We start from the raw sequence: 20440 nt of genomic DNA on the forward strand, positions 1-20440 counted from the left end.
CTGCGAGCTGATCCTGCTTGGCGATATGAAAATATTCGTGTAGTTTTTCATGAAATAATCTTTTGATAATTTCATCGCATGTTCATGCATTCCTCCGGGCACCTCGCCACCTACTATGCAGGCTGCTACCCCGGCACCATCGCTCAACGCCCGCGCCTTGAAGCCAGCCTCGACTGCGATGTGCTGATCATCGGCGGCGGTTTCAGCGGCCTGCATTGTGCGTTGCGGCTGGCGCAAAGTGGCAAGCGTGTGGTCGTGCTGGAAGCCAGCCGGGTGGCCTGGGCCGCCTCGGGTCGCAATGGCGGCCAGGCGCTGCTGGGTTGGTCGTGCGATATGCCGCCGCTGGAAAAAGCCCTCGGTCTGCAGGGCGCCCGCCAGCTGTGGGACAGCATGTGCTGGGCCGCCGACGAACTGCGCGAGTTGCCGGCGCGGCATGGCTTCGAGGTCGATTACCGGGTTGGCAGTCTATGGGCGGCAGTGCTGCCGCGCCGCGTCGCCCAGTTGCGCGATGCACAGCACGAGGCGGTGCATAAGTGGGGCTACCGCGACCTGCGTCTGATCGAGGGCGTCGAGCTGCGCGAGTGGATCGACAGCCCGCGCTACGTGGCGGCGCTGCACGACGCCAGGGGCGCCCATCTGGACCCGCTCAAGCTCGCTCAGGGGCTGGCCACGGCCATCGAGGCGGCTGGCGGTCGGATCTTCGAGCAGAGCCGCGCGCTGGCCTACGAGACGCTGGCGGAGGGTTATCGGGTGCGCACCCCACAGGGCGAAGTGCGCGCCGACGTGCTGGTGCTGGCCTGCAATGCCTATCTCGATGACCTGGACCCCGCGCTGTCGCAACGGGTGCTGCCGGTGGGCTCCTACCAGGTGGCCACAGCCGTACTCGACCCACAGCTGGCGCGCTCATTGCTGCCCCAGAACAGTTGCGTGATCGACAACCAGTTCGTGCCCGACTATTTCCGTGTGACGCCGGACAATCGCCTGCTGTTCGGTGGCGGCTGCACTTATCTGGGTGGTTTGCCCAAGGATGTGCCCGCGGCGACACGGCCTTATCTGGAACGGGTGTTTCCCCAGCTCAAGGGCGTCGCCATCGATTACGGCTGGGGCGGGCATATCGACGTCACCATCAAGCGCACGCCGGATGTCGGCCGTCAGGGCCAGCGTTACTGGTTGCAGGGGTTCTCCGGGCACGGCGTACTGCCGACCCTGGCCGCGGCGCGGGCGGTAAGCGACGCCATTCTTGGCGATGAACAGTTGCTGGCGCTGTACCAGCGTATCGGCAATCCGCGCTTTCCGGGCGGTGCCTGGCTGGCAGCGCCGATGGAGGCGGCCGGCAAGGCCTGGTACCGGCTGCGAGACTATCTATGAAGGGCCCCACCGGTATGGACATGCAGGAAGAAATCGAAGGCCTGGCGATCCTCATCCGCGACCTGCGCAAGCACAAGAACCTGACGCTCGGCGAGCTGGCCGGTCGCATCGGTCGCTCGGTGGGCTTCCTGTCCCAGGTCGAGCGCGGCCTGTCGAAGCCGACCGTGGCGGACCTGACCGCCATCAGCGAAGCGCTCGGCGTGTCGACCACCTACTTCTACAGCCTGGAAAAGCCGCGGGCGCTGCCCTGGGTCACCCGCCCCGGTGAGCGGCGCACCCTGTATTACGCCGGTGGCATCACCGATGTGCTGGCCTCGCCGAGCATGTCGGCCGGCTTCTCCATGCTGGAGAGTCACCTGGCGCCCGGTGCGACCAGTGGTCACGGGCACCTGAACGACAGCTCGGAGCAGGGCGGCTTCGTGCTCGAAGGCCAGCTGAGCATCTGGCTGGATGACCAGCCGGATCCCGTTACCCTCGGGCCCAATGACAGCTTCCAGTTGCCGCCCCACAGCCAGTTTCGTTACGCCAACCTAACCGACCAGCCCGCACGGGTACTCTGGGTGTTCCGCTAGGCGGGCACAGGAATCTCACATGACCTTCACAAGCCTGTCCGACGAAGTTCGCGCCTTTCGCGCCGCTCACCCCGACGTGCGTTATGTCGACCTGATCTGCCTGGATATCCCCGGGCATTTCTATGGCAAGCGCTACCCCATCGACATGCTGGAAAAGGTCGCCGCCGGCAGCCTGCTCAAGCTGCCGCAGAACTGCGTGCTGCTCGGTGCCCAGGGCGGGCTGCACGAGATTGGCGACTACTGCTTCCATGATGGCGACCCGGACGCCGAGCGGCGGCTGATTCCCGGCACGCTCAAGCCGGTGCGCTGGGAGCAGCAGCCACTGGGGCAGATGCTGATCAGCTCCGATGGCACCGAGTCACCCATCGAGTTCGAGCCCCGGGAAGTGCTGGCGCGGGTAATGGCGCGCTTGGCAGCCAAGGACATTCATCCGGTGGTGGCCTTCGAACTGGAGTTCTACCTGTTCGACCGGGCCTTGAAGGACGGCCTGCCGCAATACCCCCGCGACCCGCTGTGCGGCGATGAGGACGACCAGCCCAACCTGCATATCGAGCGACTGTCGCGCTTCTCGCCGGTGCTGCACGAGATCGTCGAGGTAGCCAATGAGCAGGGCATCGACGCCAACGTGATCACCGCGGAAATCGGCCCCGGGCAGTTCGAGATCAATTTCGGCCACTGTAAAGACGGTCTGCAGGCCGCGGACTGGGCCGCGCTGTTCACCCGGCTGACCCGTGGCGTGGCGCTCAAGCATGGTCACCGGGCGAGCTTCATGAGCAAGCCGTATCTGGATGCGCCGGGCAGCGGCATGCACGTGCATGTCAGCCTTTACGATGAACAGGGCAACAACCTGCTGGCGGCGGGCGATGGCCAGCCCTTGCGCCACGCAGTGGCCGGCTGCCTGGATTGGCTGCCGCACTGCATGCCGATCTTCGCGCCGCATCACAATGCCTATCGTCGCTATGGCTCGCGGGTGAATGCCGCCAGCCGTGCCAGCTGGGGCTACGAGGACCGCGATGCCTGTGTCCGCATTCCCGATTCGGATACCCGCAACCTGCGTATCGAACATCGCCTGGCCGGTGCCGATGCCAACCCCTACCTGGTGCTGGCGGCGATTCTCAGTGCTATGGAGCACGGTCTGGCGCAGCAGGCCGAACCCATCGCACCGCTGAACGAGAATCGCCAGAGTGGCATCGACTTTCCCATGGACATGCTCGCGGCGGTGGCGCAGATGCGCCATCACCCGGCGGTCAATGCCGGGCTGGGCGAGGAATTCGTGATGGTGTACTGCGAAAACAAGCGCCAGGACCACCTGGCGTTCATGGAACACATCAACGCCCGCGAGTACCGCTGGTTTCTCTGAGGGTGATGCCGCTATAAATAGAAAAACCCGCCGATGGCGGGTTTTTTCATGGGGCAGCGGTTAGCGGAACAGCGACCAGCTCACTGCATAGTCGTTGAAGCCCAGGCCCCACAGCGCGACGGTCAGGGCCAGCAGCAGCTCCAGCACCAGCACGCCGATCGCCAGCGTACCGCCGGAAATGGTCAGCCCCTCGTTGACCGGAATGCGCAGGAACGCCGGCATGCCCACGTACAGCAGGCGTGCGCTGTAGGCCAGGGCGATGATGCCGACCATCAGCAGCAGCCAGGCTTTCGGATAGAGCAGGGCGATACCGGCGATGAACAGCGGCGTGGCCACGTAGCCGGCAAAGATGATGCAGCGGCTACGGCTCGGGCGGCTGGCGAAGGAGTCGGACATCCAGTGGATGACATTGCCCATGATGGCCACGCCGATCAGCATCAGGATGTAGAACACGATGCCCAGTGCGGCGGCCGTTGGTACCGCCACCTTGTAGGCTTCGCCACCCAGGTGCCAACCGATCTGGGTGGTACCGATGAATGCGCTGACCACGGGGATGAGCGCCATCAGCAGAACGTGGCGGGCGTAAAGGTTGGTGATGCTTTCCTTTTCCCGGTCGATGTTGCGCCACTCGCGGCCCGGATTGGCCAGCAGCCCCCAAATGTGATTGATCATGACTCTTCTCCTCTGACTACAGCATCGTGCCGGCATGGGATACCCGAGAGCTGATCAGCCTGGATTGTGCGGCAGTTGCCATTCAACTCAGCCCTCACAGCTATGAGTGAAGTTCACCGCAATAGGTTTGACCAGAAATTCAGCGTCCAGCCTCGTCGGGTCTCTTCGCCGCCAGCCGGGCACCGTCGTATGCCGCGGCTGGCGGGGCGCTGCAGCACTTGTGGATAAGCGGCAAGAGCTGGTAACCGGGTATGTCGAGGGAGCCCGGCAAAACGCTCGGCGATGCCGCGCAGGGCCCAGCAGTCGCGGGTGGTAGCGGGCTGACGGGAGAGGGGAGGGCGTATTTCCCTAGCTTTTGTGTGTGCTCTTTGGCCCCTGCCTTGGCCGGGGCAAAGGTGCTATGTTTCGCACCCTCTCAGGCAGGGCCAGAACATGAGCGACGACAAGACACGTAATCAATCCCTGGAGCAGCCCGATAGCGGCAAGCGCGGCGGTTGTCTGTGGCTGACCCTGCTGGGTCTCGGCTTCATCGTGTTGGTATTCGGCATCATCATCTATGCCATTACCCGTGAGCAGACCGCCGAGGTGCAGGCCAACGAGCAGCGCGCCATCCAGGCCTGCTGGGTCAAGGCCAACGATCCGGCGGCGACGCCGACCTCGCGTGCCTTCGCCACCGACAGCTGCAAGGAGATGGAGAAGCAGTTCCGCATCAAGTACGACCGGGATCCTGAGTGATGAGCCAGGAACAGGCCGCACCGTCCAAGCGTTTTCTGCTGATCCTGTGCCTGTTGGCGCTGGTCATCGTGGTGGCCATGGCCGCCTGGGCGTGGAGCCGCTTCGGGGTGGCGTACCTGCGGCCCTTCGGTGACCAGGAACAGCAGGCGGTGTTCTTCCAGGGCGGTGGTCTCAAGCTGCCCGCCGAACTGGCCGGGCCGGGCAAGATTCGGGTGGTGCACTTCTGGGATCCGCAGTGCCCATGCCACAAGGAAACCGACGCCCACCTCAATTACCTGATCGGCCTGTACCGGTTTTCCGGGGTCGAGTTCTACAGCGTGCAGAAGCCGGGCAGCACCGGCGAGATGCTGCCATTCTTGCGCGGTAAGCTGACGCCCCTGGAGTCGCTCGAAGGCATGGAGTCGATTCCGGCCAGCCCGGCCATCGCCATCTGGGATCAACAGGGGCGCCTGGCCTACGCCGGCCCCTACAGCGAGGGATTGGTGTGCAACTCCTCGAACAGTTTCGTCGAGCCGATTCTCGATGCGTTGTCGGCCAACCGCAGTGTCTCGGCTGCCAATACCATGGCGGTGGGGTGCTACTGCGACTGGCAGGCGAAAGAAGGTTCTTGATTTACCGCAGTACCCATGAGTTTTCTCGTGGTTACGGCTGTGCGACATATTGCCGCGCAACTGCGCAGGTATGAGCCACTATTATAAGTCGCAACTCTCCCGGTGATGCGTACGCGGTTCCAAGGCGGTGCTCCGCTCTTGGGCTACAGGTACGGTCATGTGGGGCTTTGCGAGTAGAGCGAGCTGTTGCCAGCTGCTGGATTGCGGCTGGTTTGGCAGGGTCGGGGCAGGCCGGGGCGAGCATTACACCCCGACTATTTGTAGGCCCATCGTCGTTATGCGGTTGGTTTTTTTGGCTGCGTAACCGAAAATGTCGCCCCCTCCGTTTAGTAGTTTCGATGTTGAAACGATTTCGGTGCCTCTGCGCATCGGTTTCCTGACATGCCCGGCTGTATTGGGTGCCAGGCTGAACAGAACGCTATGTGGGATATCACTTTGCTGAAGGTCGTGAAATGAGAGAAGAGAAGTACCACCGCTTGTTCCGCACGCTTCTGACGATTGTCGTGGCCGTCTCCCTGAGTGGCTGCGACTGGGTTCTTTTCGATTCGAAAGGCCAAATCGGCATCGAGCAGCGCAACCTGATCATTACCGCCACTCTGCTGATGCTGATCGTGGTGGTACCCGTCATTTTCATGACCATTCTGTTCGCCTGGCGCTATCGCTCCTCGAACAAGGACGCGACCTACGCGCCTGAGTGGGCTCACTCGCACAAGATCGAGGCCATCGTCTGGGGCGTCCCTTGCGTGATCATCATCGTGCTGGCGGTGATCACCTGGAAGACCACCCACTCGCTCGATCCCTACCGGCCTATCGAGCACGAGAACCCGCCGCTGACCGTGGAAGTGGTTTCGCTGGACTGGAAATGGCTGTTCATCTATCCGGAGCAGGGTGTCGCTTCGGTCAATGAACTGTACATCCCGGCCAACACGCCAATCAGCTTCCAGATCACTTCGCAGAGCGTGATGAACACCTTCTTCATCCCGCAGCTCGGCGGCATGGTCTACGCCATGGGCGGCATGCGCACCCAGCTGCACCTGATTGCCAACGAGCCAGGCGAGTTCTTCGGCCTGTCCGGCAACTACAGCGGCCATGGTTTCTCGGGCATGAAGTTCCAGACCCATGCGACCAGCCAGGAAGAGTTCGATCAGTGGGTCGCCAAGGCCAAGCAATCGCCTAACACCCTGGACTTCAATGGCAGCTATCAGATGCTGGCCAAACCGAGTGAAAACAACCCAGTCGAGTACTTCAATGCTCAGCCAGGTCTGTTCCGGCAGATCCTCGGCCAGTACATCGATTACAAGAGCAACCCTGTGAGCGAAGCCGCGCACGCTTCAGGTGCGGAGGAATAAACGATGTTCGGAAAGCTGACACTAGACGCAATACCCCTGCACGAGCCCATCCTTGTAGTCACCATGATCGCGGTGGTTCTGGGTGGTCTCGGCGTGGTCGCCGCACTGACCTATTTCAAGAAGTGGGGCTACCTGTGGCACGAGTGGCTGACTTCGGTCGACCACAAGAAAATCGGCGTGATGTACATTCTCGTCGCCCTGGTCATGCTGCTGCGTGGCTTCGCCGACGCCATCATGATGCGTACCCAGCTGGCGATCGCCACGGGTGGCTCGGAAGGCTATCTGCCGCCGCACCACTACGATCAGATCTTTACCGCTCACGGTACGATCATGATCTTCTTCGTGGCCATGCCACTGGTGGTCGGCCTGATGAACATCGTCACGCCACTGCAGATCGGTGCCCGCGACGTTGCCTTCCCGTTCCTCAACTCGCTGAGCTTCTGGCTGTTCGTGGTCGGCGTGCTGCTGACCAACATCTCCCTGTTCGTGGGTGAGTTCGCCATGACCGGCTGGGTCGCGTATCCGCCATTGTCGGGCATCGAATACAGTCCGGGAGTCGGGGTCGACTACTACATATGGGCGCTGCAGATATCCGGTATCGGTACGCTGCTCACCGGTGTCAACTTCTTCGTGACCATCATCAAGATGCGTGCCCCTGGCATGACCCTGATGAAAATGCCGATCTTCACCTGGACCATCCTGTGCACCAGCGTGATCATCTGCGGCGCGTTCCCGATCCTGACTGCCGTGCTCGGCATGCTGACCCTGGACCGCTACCTGGATTTCCACTTCTTCACCAACGAAGCAGGTGGCAACCCGATGATGTACGTCAACCTCCTGTGGGCCTGGGGCCACCCTGAGGTGTACATCCTGATCCTGCCGGCCTTCGGGGTGTTCTCCGAAGTCACTGCAGTGTTCGCTCGCAAGCGTCTGTTCGGTTACGCCTCGATGGTCTGGGCCACCGTGGCAATCACCGTGCTGTCGTTCGTGGTCTGGCTGCACCACTTCTTCACCATGGGCTCTGGCGCCAGCGTCAACGCCTTCTTCGGTATCGCGACGATGATCATCGCCATCCCGACCGGTGTGAAGATCTTCACCTGGCTGTTCACCATGTACCGCGGTCGTCTGGAGTTCACGTCGCCGATCCTGTGGACCCTGGGCTTCATCATCACCTTCTCCATCGGTGGTATGACCGGCGTACTGCTGGCCGTTCCGGGTGCTGACTTCCTGCTGCACAACAGCCTGTTCCTGATCGCCCACTTCCACAACGTGATCATCGGCGGTGCGGTATTCGGCTACATGGCCGGTATCACCTTCTGGTTCCCGAAAGCGTTCGGCTTCAAGCTGCACGAAGGCTGGGGCAAGGCATCGTTCTGGTTCTGGATCGTCGGCTTCTACTTCGCCTTCATGCCGCTGTACGTGCTGGGCTTCATGGGCATGACCCGTCGCCTGAACAGCACCACCAACCCCGAGTGGGAGCCGTGGCTGTACGTGGCCGTGGTCGGCGCCGTGATGATCGGTATCGGTATCCTGTGCACCCTGATCCAGTTCGCCGTGTCGATCATCAAGCGCAAGGAACTGGCCGACGTGACCGGCGACCCATGGGATGCCCGCACCCTGGAGTGGTCGACTTCCTCGCCGCCACCGTTCTACAACTTCGCCGTTACTCCGCGCGGTGATCGCATCGACGAGTTCCACGAGATGAAGCGTGATGGCCTCAAGCCTGCGCCGACCAAGTACTCGCCGATCCACATGCCGAAGAACACCGGCGTTGGCCTGATCATGTCCATTGGCGCACTGGCCTTTGGCTTCGCCCTGATCTGGCATATCTGGTGGCTGGCTGCATTGAGCTTCGTAGGTACCTTCGCCGTTCTGATTCGCAACAGCTACAACACAGACGTCGATTACTACGTGCAGCCCGATGAGATCGAGCGCATCGAGAATGCACACATTCAAGCAAAGGCTAAGCAGGCGTAAACCATGTCCAGTGAAGTTTTGAGCAACCACGCCGCTCATGACGATGATCATGAGCACGAGCATCACCACGACGCGGGTGAAATGAAGGTCTTCGGGTTCTGGATTTACCTGATGACCGACTGCATCCTGTTCGCGAGTATCTTTGCAGGCTTCGCGGTGCTCAGCACCGCGTACGCTGGCGGGCCTACTCCGAAGGATCTGATCGACCTGAAACTGGTTCTGGTCGAGACATTCGCCCTGTTGTTCTCCAGCATCACCTACGGCATGGCCATGTTGGCCATGTACCGTGGCGACAAAGGCAAAGTGCTGTCCTGGCTTGCCGCTACCTTCCTGTTCGGCCTGGTGTTCATCTCGATCGAGCTGTACGAGTTCCACCACCTGATCCATGAAGGTGCTGCGCCGCAGGTCAGCGCTTACTGGTCGGCGTTCTTCACCCTGGTCGGCACCCACGGTCTGCACGTCAGTGCCGGCCTGGTGTGGATGGCCGTGATGATGCACCAGGTCGCCAGCCGTGGCCTGACTCCGGTCACCCAGACTCGCCTGAGCTGCCTGAGCCTGTTCTGGCACTTCCTCGACGTGGTCTGGATCTGCGTGTTTACCGTTGTTTACCTGATGGGGGCTCTGTAATGGCTCATGATCACCACTCTGCCGCTGGCGCGAGCCACGGCAGCACCAAGGATTACGTCGTCGGCTTCGTGCTGTCGGTAATCCTCACCGTGATCCCGTTCGCGATCGTGATGAACCCCGTCATGTCGAAAGCGGCCACGTTGTTCACCATCGTCGCCTTCGCGGTCGTGCAGATCTACGTGCACCTGGTGTACTTCCTGCACATGAACACTTCGTCCGAGCAGCGTTGGAACACGGTTGCCTTCGTGTTCACCATCCTGATCACCATCATTGTCGTAGCGCTCTCTATCTGGATCATCTGGAGCATGCACTACTACATGATGGCCAACTAAAAGAGAGCAGCCTGATGTTCAAGCAATACCTGCTCCTGACCAAGCCGGGCATCGTCTTCGGGAACATGATTTCCGTGGCCGGTGGCTTCTTCCTGGCTTCGAAGGGGGATATCGACCTGATGCTGTTCCTGGCAACAGCATTCGGCGTCGCTCTGGTGATTGCTTCCGGTTGCGTGTTCAACAACTACATCGATAGGGACATCGATGAAAAGATGGAGCGGACCAAGAACAGGGTGCTGGTAAAAGGCCTGGTTCCGCCGACTCATGCCATCGTTTACGCCTGCATCCTCGGGATTGCAGGCGTTGCCTTGCTCTATAAAGCCACGAATCTGCTTGCAGTCGCCTTGGTCCTCATGGGCTTCGTCGTCTACGTCGGGCTGTACAGCCTGTACCTCAAGCGCAATTCGGTTTATGGAACCCTGGTTGGCAGTCTGTCGGGCGCCGCTCCGCCTGTTGTGGGCTATTGCGCTGTAAGCAACGAGTTCGACATGGGGGCAGCGATTCTGCTGCTGATCTTCAGCCTCTGGCAGATGCCCCACTCGTACGCTATCGCCATCTTTCGTTTCAATGACTACCAGGCCGCCAACATTCCGGTGTTGCCGGTGATCAAGGGCGTTCCCGCTGCCAAGCGCAGCATCGTCCTGTATATCGCCGCGTTCCTGGTCGCTACCCTGATGCTCACCATCAGTGGTTACGCAGGCTACAGCTACTTCGTGGTAGCGGCAGTCAGCGGCGCCTACTGGTTGTGGATGGGGGTGTCGGGCTACAAGGCCGTCGATGACAAGGTCTGGGCACGCAAGCTGTTCGTGTTCTCCATCGTCACCATCACCGCGCTGAGCGTGATGATGTCGGTGGACTTCCAGGCCACGCCGAGCCAGATGCTGATGACCTCGGTCAATCACATCTGTGGCGTCGACAACGTCAGTGGTTTCTGTGCGGCATTTGCCTCGCGCTAAGCGTTGACGAGCGAATCGAGCGGGCCCCGTCATCAGCGATGACGGGGCCCGTTTTCGTTACGCACGAACAAACTGTGTATGCCGAATTCTGGGAGTGGGAGAGATGACCGTGAACGAGCAAGACGCCTTCATTGCAGGTCTCAAGGACCGCTTGCCCGAGGATCTGCGCGACTCCTTCAGCGCCGAGCAGCTCGCTGCGCTCAAGGTGGCCTTTGGCGCGCGGCAGTGGGGGCGCCACCCCGTGGATCTGCGCGGCACCCTCAAGCTGTGGCGCTGGCGCTACTATTTCGTGTTCCTGGCCGGGCGCAACAAGCGTGATCTCAGCCGCGCCCAGCAGGAGCTGTCGCTGACCGCTAAGGCACTGGGCGTCAGCCTGTTCCTGCTGGTTTCCCTGGCGCTCGGCCTGCTGTTCCTGTACTTGCTCAAGTCGGCGCTGGGCATCAACCTGTTTTCCGGCTTCTCCCTGGGCCTGTGGGACTGGTTCAACCGCGCCTGAACAGCAGCACCTTGAGGCCGCCTTCGGGGCTCACGTCGGGAAACTCCGGCGGGTTGTCCAGGCGCTGCTCGAAGCGCAGCTCGGGGGCCTCGCCGGCCATGCCGGCGATCAGGAAGTCGCTGCCGATGTCGGGATCGTTGACGCAGGCCAGCACGCAGCCTTCAGGCGCGAGCAGCTCGGGCAGCCTGCGCAGGATCTTGCCGTAGTCGCGGGTCAGCGCAAAGCTGCCCTTCTGGAACGACGGCGGGTCGATGATGATCAGGTCGTACGGGCCATGGCGCTTGACCTTGCCCCAGGACTTGAACAGTTCGTGGCCAAGAAAACTGACCCGGCTCAGGTCATGTTCGTTGAGCCGGTGATTGTCGCGGCCGCGGCTCAGGGCGGCCTTGGCCATGTCCAGGTTGACCACCTGTTCGGCGCCGCCGGCCAGCGCGGCGACCGAAAAGCCGCAGGTGTAGGCGAACAGGTTGAGCACGCGCTGGCCCCCGGCATGCTCGCGCACCCAGCGCCGCCCCAGGCGCATGTCGAGAAACAGCCCGGTGTTCTGCTTGCGGCCCAGGTCGAGCAGAAAGCGCAGGCCGTCTTCCTCGATGACCCACTCTGCGGGCAGCTCACCGACCAGGCAGTGCATCGGGCTGTCGGGCAGGTAGCGGTGTTGCAGCAGCAGGCTGTGGGCGCCACTGCCTCGCCACTGATCCGACTCGCTCAAGTGCAGCAGCGTGGCCTGCAGGGCTTGCAGCTGGTCGGCCTGCGGTTCGCGAAACAGGCACACCAGCACGATGCCCTGCAGCCAGTCGACCGTGATGTGCTCGAGCCCTTCCCAGCAGCGGCCACGGCCGTGGAACAGGCGGCGCGTTTCGCTTGGCGGGGGGAGCAGGGCGCTGGTCAGGTGTTGCAGGAGCAGGGCGAGTTGGGCGGCGTTCATGAGGGCGTAGCTATCGGCGGATGTGGCGCGGCAGTGTAAACCAAAGCTGTTGGTGGCTCATGGGCGGGGGCTGTTCGCGCGGCATAAAAAAGCCCGTCACGAGGACGGGCAAACTATGCCACTGGAGTCAGCGATGCGATGCGCTTGTTACAGGATCGACAGCGGGTAGTTGATGATCACGCGGTTTTCCTGCGCGTCGACGCCGACGCCCGAGTCGCGGCGAACGTCGGAGTTGCGCAAGCGGATGTTCAGGTTTTTCAGCGGACCGTCTTGCAGGGTGTAAGCCAGCTCGGTTTCGCGGGCCCACTCTTCGGCGTCGTCGTTGGCGGCGTTTACGCGGATATTGTCACCTTTGGTGTAACGGTTCATCAGGCTCAGGCCAGGGATGCCGAGAGCGGCAAAGCTGTAGTCGTGGCGAATCGCCCAGGAGCGCTCATTGACGTTATCGAACGCGCTGGTGAAACCATCGTTGACCAGCGTGCCGCCGCTCGTACCATCGACCTTGATGAACTTGTTGTCACCACTGATCTTCTGGTAGTTCACGGTGAAGGTGTTCATGCCGGTCTTGGCGGAGAAGCTGCCCTGGTAGACCTTGTTGTCCAGGTCGCCGGCTTTCGAGGAACCGTCGTCCTTGGTGTTTACATAACCCAGGTTGGCGCCCAGCACCCAGTCGCCAACGGGTTGGCTGTGGGTCAATTGCAGGTAGTTCTGCTTGTAGATGTCGTTCAGCTCACCGTGCCACAAACCAATCATGGTGCGCTTTTCGTTGAACTTGAACTCACCACCGGCAAAGTCGAACGCGTTGGTTTCGATGCCGGAGTAGGACATGCGCTCCAGGCTGGCGTCGTTACGCTGGCTGTTACCGTTGAAGCGGCCGCCATACAGCGACAGGCCTTCAATTTCGTTGGAGGTGATCTGGCCACCCTTGAAGGTCTGCGGCAGGGAGCGACCATCATCGCCACGCAGGATCGGCAGCACGGCGAACCATTCACCGACCTTCAACTCGGTTTTCGAAATTTTCGCCTTGGCGGCGACCGCCGTGCGACCAAAGTCGTCTGCGGCTTGTCGGTCGTTGCCAGTGCCGTGGATAGGCAGCAGGCCGCTGTTGATCGTGCCTTTGCCACCGTCCAACTTGACGGCGTACATGCCCAGTACGTCGAGACCGAAACCGACAGTGCCCGCCGTGTAGCCGGAGCGTGCATCCAGGATGAAGCTCTGGGTCCACTCTGCGATCTGGCCTTGGTCGTCACCTTGTACGGTAGGCCCGGTGTGGTTGAGGAAGTTGCGGTTGTAGTAATAGTTGCGCAGGTTCAGCGACACCTTGGCATCGTCGACGAAGCCTTCGGCATGCGCGGCAAAGGGTACCGCCAGGGCCATGGTTCCGGCGCCGATCAGGCCCAGCGAGATGATTTTGCGTGCGGTCATTGTTGTTGTGCTCCCGATTTTTGAACAGCCCGCCCTCTATCGATCGGTGATCGACATGCCGTGAGGTCGGTATGGAATGCCCCTTGCGGGGCGCAGACCTGCGCGATGGCGCAGGACTCTGCCTCAGGCCCTAGCCATCGGCGAATAAGTGGTGCGCAGGTATCGAGATGAATGCGGCGGATCGGGCGTGGGTGCCCGGAAGACGGTGTGCAGGGGGCGTGAAGGCTGGCTTCATGATGCGACCTTTTTTGTTTTTATAAGGCTTTGTTGTCATACAACGTTGGCGGCGATTATCGACAGCTCCCAATCGGCTTGTCAACGCAAGGCGATGAAAAGTTCTCGCGCCGTACCCGCTAGCCTTTCAAACCGGCAATCAAGCTATAAGCTAAAGCCCATGGCCGTTGGGTTTAGGGTGATACCAGCAGGTCGCTTGGAAGTGTGGTTGAGGTTCGATAATGCAGATCCGCAAGGCGCTCGCCAGTCAAGAAATGTTGTGCGATAACGTATAACGACTAAAACAACGTAGAGATCGTCATGCCGCATTGTCTTGTCGAAGGTGCTCGCTCACTCGAGAAAATGCTCGCCCCCGATGAACTCGTGGCGTTGGTTCACGACGCTGCCATGGGCACGGGGCTGTTCAAGGAAGGTGAGGTGAAGGTGCGGCTAAGCCTTTACGATCACTTCACGGTCGGCGGCAGTCAGGAGGACTTCGTGCACCTGATCTTCTACCTGCTGGCCGGGCGCAGTGACGAGCAGAAGAAGGCGCTGTCCATGGCCATCGTGCGTGCGTTGCTGAAGCGCTTGCCAGCCGTCCAGAGCCTGTCGGTGGACGTGCGCGACATACGCCGCGAGGCCTTCAGCAACCGGCGCAGTTGCCTGGACGCCGGCTGAGAGCGAGGGGCGGCAGGGAGGCCGCCCCGGCAGGGTTAACCGCGGTAGTAGCGCTGCGCCACGAACGGCGTCTTGGCCACTTTCATGGCCACGCGCTTGCCGCGTACCAGGGCCCATACCTCAGTGTCCACGGCCGCATGGCTGCTCTGCAGGTAACCCATGGCCAGCGGCGCGCCCAGGCTCGGGCCGAAGCCGCCACTGCACACCTGGCCGATGACTTCGCCGTCGGCGTTGACCAGCTCGGCACCCTCGCGTACCGGCGTGCGTTCCTGGGGCAGCAGGCCGACGCGCTTGCGAGCGATGCCATCGCGCTGCTGGGCGAAGATCCGCTCGGCGCCCGGGAAGCCGCCAGGGCGCGCGCCATCGGCGCGGCGTGCCTTGGAAATCGCCCACAGCAGGCTGGCCTCGATCGGCGTGGTTTCGGTGCTCATGTCGTGGCCATACAGGCACAGGCCGGCCTCCAGGCGCAGCGAGTCGCGGGCGCCCAGGCCGATGGGCTGCACTTCCGGCTCGGCCAGCAGGCTGCGCGCCAGCGCTTCGGCGTGGCTGGCGGGCACCGAGATCTCGAAGCCGTCCTCGCCCGTATAGCCGGAGCGGCTGACGTAGCAGTCGACGCCGAGCAGGCGCACGGCCTGGAACTGCATGAAGGTCATCTTCGCCACTTCCGGCGCCAGGCGCGTCAGCACGTCGACCGCCTTGGGCCCTTGCAGGGCGAGCAGGGCGCGTTCGAAGCGCGATTCGATCTGGCATTGATTGGCGATGCGTTGCTGCAGGTGCATCAGGTCCTGATGCTTGCAGGCGGCGTTGACCACCAGAAACAGTGTGTCATCGCCTAGGTTGGCGACCATCAGGTCATCGAGGATGCCGCCGTTTTCATCGGTGAACATGGCATAGCGCTGCATGCCCACCGGCAGGTCGACGATATCCACCGGTACCAGGCTTTCCAGTGCCCTGGCGGCGTCAGCGCCACGCAGGATGATCTGGCCCATGTGCGAGACATCGAACAGGCCCGCGGCTTCGCGGGTGTGCAGGTGTTCCTTCATCACGCCGAGGGGGTACTGCACCGGCATCTCGTAGCCGGCGAACGGCACCATGCGTGCACCGAGTTCCAGTTGCAGGGCATGGAGCGGGGTTTTCGCCAGGATTTCAGTGGTCATGGCGCTCTCCTGAATAGAGGCTGTGAACGGCCCGCGACAGCACGCGGGCGTCGTGAAAGAGGGTGTCGGCTGCCGAACGGGCCGGCAGCCGGAGCGCGATCAGGCGTCCTGGTAGGCCTCGATGGGCGGGCAGGCGCAGACCAGGTTGCGATCGCCGAACACGTTGTCGACGCGGCCCACGGGCGGCCAGTACTTGCCGTCGATCAGGCTGCGGGTCGGGTAGACCGCCTGCTCGCGGCTGTACGGGTGCGTCCACTCACCGACCAGTTCGGCGGCGGTGTGCGGGGCGTTCTTCAGCGGGTTGTCGTCGGCGTTCAACTGGCCGCGTTCGACCGCGCGAATTTCCTCGCGGATGGCGATCATGGCGTCGCAGAAACGGTCGAGCTCCTGCTTGGATTCGCTCTCGGTCGGCTCGATCATCAGCGTGCCGGCCACCGGGAAGGACATGGTCGGGGCGTGGAAACCGAAGTCGATCAGGCGTTTGGCCACGTCGTCGACGCTGATGCCGCTGCTCTCCTTGAGCGGGCGCAGGTCGAGGATGCACTCGTGGGCCACCAGGCCGCCTTCGCCGCTGTACAGCACCGGGTAGTGCTCTTCCAGACGGCGGGCGATGTAGTTGGCGTTGAGGATCGCCATCTGCGAGGCCAGGCGCAGGCCGGTGCCACCCATCATGCGGATGTACATCCAGGTGATCGGCAGGATGCTGGCGCTGCCGAACGGCGCGGCGCTGACCGCCCCCTGCTTGCGTGCCATGTGCCCGTGGCCGGGCAGGAACGGCGCCAGGTGGGCTTTCACGCCAATCGGGCCAACGCCCGGGCCGCCGCCGCCATGGGGAATGCAGAAGGTCTTGTGCAGATTGAGGTGGGACACGTCGCCGCCGAACTTGCCCGGTGCGCAGAGGCCGACCATGGCGTTCATGTTGGCGCCGTCGATGTACACCTGGCCGCCGTTGTCGTGAACGATGGCGCAGATCTCGCGGATGCCTTCCTCGAACACGCCATGGGTGGACGGGTAGGTGATCATGATCGCCGCCAACTGGTCACGGTGCTGCTCGGCCTTGGCGCGCAGGTCGTCGATGTCGACGTTGCCGCGGGCGTCGCAGGCGGTGACCACCACGCGCATGCCGGCCATCTGGGCGGTGGCCGGGTTGGTGCCGTGGGCCGATTGTGGGATCAGGCAGATGTCGCGCCTGTCGTCGCCACGGCTGTGGTGATAGGCGCGGATCGCCAGCAGGCCGGCGTATTCACCCTGGGAGCCGGCGTTGGGCTGCAGCGACACGGCGTCGTAGCCGGTGGCGGCGCAGAGCATGGCTTCCAGCTCGTCGGTCAGCTCCTGGTAGCCAGCGCTCTGTTCGGCGGGGGCGAAGGGGTGCAGGTTGCCGAACTCGGCCCAGGTGATCGGGATCATCTCGCTGGCGGCATTCAGTTTCATGGTGCAGGAGCCCAGCGGGATCATGCTGCGATCCAGGGCCAGGTCCTTGTCGGCCAGCTTGCGCAGGTAGCGCATCAGCTCGGTTTCCGAGTGGTAGCGGTTGAACACCGGGTGCTCGAGGATCGCCGACTGGCGCAGCTGCGCGGTGGGCAGGCGGCTGTCGGCGCCGGTGGCCAGGGCGGTGAAGTCGGGCAGCGGCTTGCCATCGGCGAACAGCGACCAGAGCTGCTCGATATCCGCCTGGGTGGTGGTCTCGTCGAACGACAGGCCGAGGCGCTCGGCATCCACTTCACGCAGGTTGATGGCGGCCGCGCGGGCTTTCTCGTGCAGGGCAGCAGTCTGCGCGCCGGTGTGCAGGGTCAGGGTGTCGAAGAACGCCTGCTGCTCGACCGCCAGGCCGAGGCTCTGCACGCCGCGGGCGAAGATCAGGGTCAGCTGGTGGACGCGCTGGGCGATCCGGGTGAGCCCCTGGGGGCCGTGGTAGACGGCGTACATGGCGGCGATGTTGGCCAGCAGTACCTGGGCGGTGCAGATGTTGCTGGTGGCCTTCTCGCGGCGGATGTGTTGCTCGCGGGTCTGCATGGCCAGGCGCAGGGCCGGGTTGCCGAAGCGGTCCACCGAGAGGCCGACCAGGCGGCCTGGCATGTCGCGCTTGAAGGCATCGCGGGTGGCGAAGTAGGCCGCGTGGGGGCCACCGAAACCCAGTGGCACGCCAAAGCGCTGGGCGCTGCCCAGGGCCACGTCGGCGCCGAACTCGCCCGGTGCCTGCAGCAGGGTCAGGGCCAGCAGGTCGGCGGCCACGGCGACCAGGGCGTTGGCGCCATGGAAGCGCTCGACCACCTCGCGGTAGTCGAAGATGTCGCCATTGCTCGCCGGGTACTGCAGCAGGGCGCCAAAGAAGGCGCTGGCGTCGCCGATGGCGGCTTCGTCACCCACCACTACCTCGATGCCCAGGGGCTCGGCGCGGGTGCGCAACACGTCGAGGGTCTGCGGGTGGCAGTGCTGGGAGGCGAAGAAGGCATTGGCAGCCTTGTTCTTCGACAGGCGCTTGCAGAAGGTCATGGCCTCGGCGGCAGCGGTGCCTTCGTCGAGCAGCGAAGCGTTGGCGATCGGCAGGCCGGTAAGGTCGCTGATCAGCGTCTGGAAGTTCAGCAACGACTCCAGGCGGCCCTGGGAAATCTCTGGCTGGTAGGGCGTGTAGGCGGTGTACCAGGCCGGGTTTTCCAGCAGGTTGCGCAGGATCGGCGACGGCGTGTGGGTGCCGTAGTACCCCTGGCCGATATAGTTGCGCAACAGCCTGTTCTTGCCGGCGATGGCCTTGATGGCAGCCAGGGCCTCGGCTTCGCTCTGGCCGTCGCCGGCCGGCAGCACGCTGGTGCCCTTGATGCTGCCCGGAATCACGCTGGCGGTCAGCGCGTCGAGGTCGCTGAAACCCAGGGTTTCCAGCATGGCGGCGGTGTCTTGTTGACGCGGGCCGATATGCCGGGCGATGAATTCGTTGCGGGTGGTCAAGTCAGTCATGGGCTTCTCTCAAGCGTCGGCTTTGGCGTTGAGCAGGCGCTCGTAGGCGTCCTGGTCGAGCAGGCCGGCCAGGGCGCTGGCATCGGCAGGGCGGAAGCGGAAGAACCAGCCCTGGCCCAGCGGCTCGGCATTGACCAACTCGGGGCTGGCTTCGAGATCCGGGTTGACTTCGACCACTTCACCGTCGAGCGGCATGCCGATGTTGCTGGCGGCTTTCACGGATTCCAGCACCGCCACCTCGTCGCCGGCGGCGTAGGCCTGCAGTTCGGGCAACTGCACGAACACCACGTCACCCAGTGCGTCTTGAGCGTAGGCGGTGATCCCTACGGTGACCAGGCCGTCGGCCTCCTGACGCAGCCATTCGTGTTCGACGGTAAAACGCAATTCGCTCATGGGGGCTCCCTTGTTGGTCTTTGTGCCCATCTGTGTGGGCGCGCTTAGTGAAAGCTGGGTAGCAAAGTCAGTGCCATAAAATATTTTCCTTATTAAACAATGGGTTAAATAGTATTTTGATATCCGGTTAGGTTCTTTGTATCGATTTCGATACGGGGCGGCGGGCAAATCGCGTCCGGCCCGTGATCGGGCTGGGATGTCGTCACGGGCTATGTCTGTGTCGTATCGAATACGCTGTATGCAAAACGATACAATGGTGCGGCGTGTCGAGTGCCGCCCATGGCTGGGGCGTCAATGCAGCGCGGGTTGCGCGCTCGATTGGCGCAGGCGATCACCCAGTTTCAGGCGCAGGGCAGGGTCTTCGCACAACAGCAGGGCACGCTGCACATCGAAACGCTCGGCATGGGAGCAATCCAGATGCCCGTAGAGGTCAGCCCTGGCCAAGTGATCGTTGACGTTGGCCGGCGCCAGTTGCAGCACCCGTTCGGCATCCTTCAGGGCACTGAGGTAATCCTCGGCCTGGGCGTGCAGATGGCGCAGGTTGCGCGACAGGCGCACGATCATGCTGCGGGCATCGCAGCCCTGCATGTGCTCGGCGTTCAGTTGGGCATGGGGGCCCAGGTAGCGCAGCAGCAATTCCCGGCAATCGCGGGTGTACAGGCGGCGCCCGCCACAGGGGTCGAGCAGGTGATCGGCGCCAGGCACGCGCAGCAGGAAATAGCCGGGAAAGCTGACGCCCTGCAGGGGGATGGCGAGGCGCCGCGCCAGCTCCAGGGCGATCAGCGCAATGCTCAGCGGCTGGCCGCGCCGCCGTTGCAGCACCTTGTGCAACAGCGCGGCCTGCGGCTGTATCGGGCTGTCGTCGTCTTCATGGAAATGCAGGTCGCTGAGGCGCCGCAACAAGGGTTGCGCCAGTTCCTGAGGAGCAAAGCTGGGCAGGCCGGCATCGACCTGCTGCTTGAGGTTCTCCAGCTCGGCCATGAGCTGCTGGGGCTGCACCGCCGGGTCGTGCTCGGCAGCGACCCACAGGGCAGCTTCGAAAAGCGCTGGCTGTTCGGCATTCAGACAGGCAAGGCAGTGATCGCGCGCGCTCATGGTCACCTCCCGGGAGATGAGCCTGTTTTAGCTGCGCGCGCGCCGGCCGTCCAGTAGGCAAAAGCGAAGAGATGTTAATTACCGCAGCGGGCGGTTATTCCGCTTGCGGCTGGCTACCCAGTTCGCCGAGGGCGTCGGGCTGATTCTTGAATGCCTTGGCGAATACATCGCGATTTCTGGCCATGTAGATGCCCAGCTCCTCGCCCTGGTCGTCGCTGAGCGACGGCACGGCCTTCTGCAGCACCTCGCTGAGCAGCTCGGCCAGCTCCAGCATCTTGTCATGACGATCTGCTTCGGCCTTATCCATAAACAAACGCTCCGGATCGCGACTGCTGCGGTACACCACTTCGACGGCCATTCATCACCTCTACGCCTTCGCTGAAAATTAAGAATACTGTTCATTCATACAGTTGTGGCAAGCATAATCAACTGGCCTGCGTTTGAACAGGTAAACCTGCGCCCACGACCATCCGCGACATCCTGCCACGCGCCGGCGGGGTGATTGCATGTGCCTTTGCCGTGCCGGCGCGCATCAGTGTGCCATCGC

Annotated in this window: 20 protein-coding genes; 12 read left to right on the forward strand and 8 right to left on the reverse strand. The window is 62.7% G+C overall.

Annotated features, from left to right (window positions below):
* The first annotated feature begins 78 nt into the window (after window positions 1-78).
* Genes QYS36_RS04295 through QYS36_RS04305 form a run of 3 tightly spaced genes read left to right on the forward strand, consistent with a single transcriptional unit; the run spans window position 79 to window position 3300 of the window.
* On the forward strand, window positions 79-1368 hold the full coding sequence (locus QYS36_RS04295) for an FAD-binding oxidoreductase (RefSeq protein WP_308838323.1): 1290 nt from the start codon (window positions 79-81) through the stop codon (window positions 1366-1368).
* 14 nt (window positions 1369-1382) lie between these two features.
* Entirely contained in the window at window positions 1383-1940 is a 558-nt protein-coding gene (locus QYS36_RS04300) for an XRE family transcriptional regulator (protein WP_308838516.1), read from the forward strand.
* Window positions 1941-1959: 19 nt separating this feature from the next.
* Window positions 1960-3300: a glutamine synthetase family protein gene (locus QYS36_RS04305; RefSeq protein ID WP_308838324.1), complete on the forward strand. Its 1341-nt coding sequence runs from the start codon at window positions 1960-1962 to the stop codon at window positions 3298-3300.
* Window positions 3301-3360: 60 nt separating this feature from the next.
* Here the strand turns inward: QYS36_RS04305 and QYS36_RS04310 are convergent, their stop codons facing one another.
* Window positions 3361-3972 (reverse strand): Yip1 family protein, encoded by a 612-nt coding sequence (locus QYS36_RS04310; protein WP_308838325.1) that lies wholly within the window; start codon window positions 3970-3972, stop codon window positions 3361-3363.
* 432 nt (window positions 3973-4404) lie between these two features.
* Between QYS36_RS04310 and QYS36_RS04315 the strand changes: the two genes are divergently transcribed.
* From QYS36_RS04315 to QYS36_RS04350, 8 genes are all read left to right on the forward strand, one after another.
* Window positions 4405-4707 (forward strand): hypothetical protein, encoded by a 303-nt coding sequence (locus QYS36_RS04315; RefSeq protein ID WP_308838326.1) that lies wholly within the window; start codon window positions 4405-4407, stop codon window positions 4705-4707.
* Window positions 4707-5318, forward strand: coding sequence for a DUF6436 domain-containing protein (locus tag QYS36_RS04320; protein WP_308838327.1), 612 nt, complete (start codon window positions 4707-4709; stop codon window positions 5316-5318). Before QYS36_RS04315 ends, QYS36_RS04320 begins: the two co-directional genes overlap by 1 nt.
* Window positions 5319-5770: 452 nt before the next feature.
* On the forward strand, window positions 5771-6667 hold the full coding sequence (cyoA, locus tag QYS36_RS04325; protein ID WP_308838328.1) for a ubiquinol oxidase subunit II: 897 nt from the start codon (window positions 5771-5773) through the stop codon (window positions 6665-6667).
* Between the two features lie 3 nt (window positions 6668-6670).
* A complete protein-coding gene (cyoB, locus tag QYS36_RS04330) occupies window positions 6671-8644 on the forward strand; it encodes a cytochrome o ubiquinol oxidase subunit I (RefSeq protein ID WP_308838329.1) in 1974 nt (657 codons plus the stop codon).
* A 3-nt stretch (window positions 8645-8647) separates the two neighbouring features.
* On the forward strand, window positions 8648-9271 hold the full coding sequence (gene cyoC, locus QYS36_RS04335; RefSeq protein WP_013790123.1) for a cytochrome o ubiquinol oxidase subunit III: 624 nt from the start codon (window positions 8648-8650) through the stop codon (window positions 9269-9271).
* Window positions 9271-9603 (forward strand): cytochrome o ubiquinol oxidase subunit IV, encoded by a 333-nt coding sequence (locus QYS36_RS04340; protein ID WP_027905981.1) that lies wholly within the window; start codon window positions 9271-9273, stop codon window positions 9601-9603. Before cyoC ends, QYS36_RS04340 begins: the two co-directional genes overlap by 1 nt.
* A gap of 11 nt (window positions 9604-9614) precedes the next feature.
* Window positions 9615-10559, forward strand: coding sequence for a heme o synthase (gene cyoE, locus QYS36_RS04345; protein ID WP_218281582.1), 945 nt, complete (start codon window positions 9615-9617; stop codon window positions 10557-10559).
* A gap of 103 nt (window positions 10560-10662) precedes the next feature.
* Window positions 10663-11055, forward strand: a complete 393-nt coding sequence (locus tag QYS36_RS04350; RefSeq protein ID WP_308838330.1) for a 3-phosphoshikimate 1-carboxyvinyltransferase — start codon at window positions 10663-10665, stop codon at window positions 11053-11055.
* Here the strand turns inward: QYS36_RS04350 and QYS36_RS04355 are convergent.
* Window positions 11042-11980: a class I SAM-dependent methyltransferase gene (locus QYS36_RS04355; protein ID WP_308838331.1), complete on the reverse strand. Its 939-nt coding sequence runs from the start codon at window positions 11978-11980 to the stop codon at window positions 11042-11044. The genes QYS36_RS04350 and QYS36_RS04355 overlap by 14 nt on opposite strands.
* A 147-nt stretch (window positions 11981-12127) precedes the next feature.
* Complete coding sequence (locus QYS36_RS04360; protein WP_308838332.1) at window positions 12128-13405, reverse strand: OprD family porin; 1278 nt, start codon at window positions 13403-13405, stop codon at window positions 12128-12130.
* 534 nt (window positions 13406-13939) lie between these two features.
* On the opposite strand from QYS36_RS04360, the gene QYS36_RS04365 reads away from it, so the two are divergent.
* Window positions 13940-14296, forward strand: coding sequence for a 5-carboxymethyl-2-hydroxymuconate Delta-isomerase (locus QYS36_RS04365; RefSeq protein WP_308838333.1), 357 nt, complete (start codon window positions 13940-13942; stop codon window positions 14294-14296).
* Between the two features lie 35 nt (window positions 14297-14331).
* Here the strand turns inward: QYS36_RS04365 and gcvT are convergent, their stop codons facing one another.
* The 5 genes from gcvT to QYS36_RS04390 all read right to left on the reverse strand — a co-directional run bounded on the left by gcvT (window position 14332) and on the right by QYS36_RS04390 (window position 20251).
* Window positions 14332-15453, reverse strand: coding sequence for a glycine cleavage system aminomethyltransferase GcvT (gene gcvT / locus QYS36_RS04370; protein WP_308838334.1), 1122 nt, complete (start codon window positions 15451-15453; stop codon window positions 14332-14334).
* Window positions 15454-15552: 99 nt separating this feature from the next.
* Window positions 15553-18405: an aminomethyl-transferring glycine dehydrogenase gene (gene gcvP / locus QYS36_RS04375; RefSeq protein WP_308838335.1), complete on the reverse strand. Its 2853-nt coding sequence runs from the start codon at window positions 18403-18405 to the stop codon at window positions 15553-15555.
* 9 nt (window positions 18406-18414) lie between these two features.
* The gene (gcvH, locus tag QYS36_RS04380) at window positions 18415-18798 is read right to left on the reverse strand and encodes a glycine cleavage system protein GcvH (protein ID WP_075931734.1); all 384 of its coding nucleotides are present in this window, start codon (window positions 18796-18798) and stop codon (window positions 18415-18417) included.
* Window positions 18799-19089: 291 nt separating this feature from the next.
* Entirely contained in the window at window positions 19090-19893 is an 804-nt protein-coding gene (locus tag QYS36_RS04385) for a transglutaminase family protein (RefSeq protein ID WP_308838336.1), read from the reverse strand.
* A 94-nt stretch (window positions 19894-19987) separates the two neighbouring features.
* Window positions 19988-20251 (reverse strand): YebG family protein, encoded by a 264-nt coding sequence (locus tag QYS36_RS04390; RefSeq protein ID WP_308838337.1) that lies wholly within the window; start codon window positions 20249-20251, stop codon window positions 19988-19990.
* Window positions 20252-20440 lie beyond the last annotated feature (189 nt).

The sequence above is a fragment of the Pseudomonas sp. G34 genome (assembly GCF_031119625.1).
In the GTDB taxonomy this organism is placed as follows: Bacteria; Pseudomonadota; Gammaproteobacteria; order Pseudomonadales; family Pseudomonadaceae; genus Aquipseudomonas.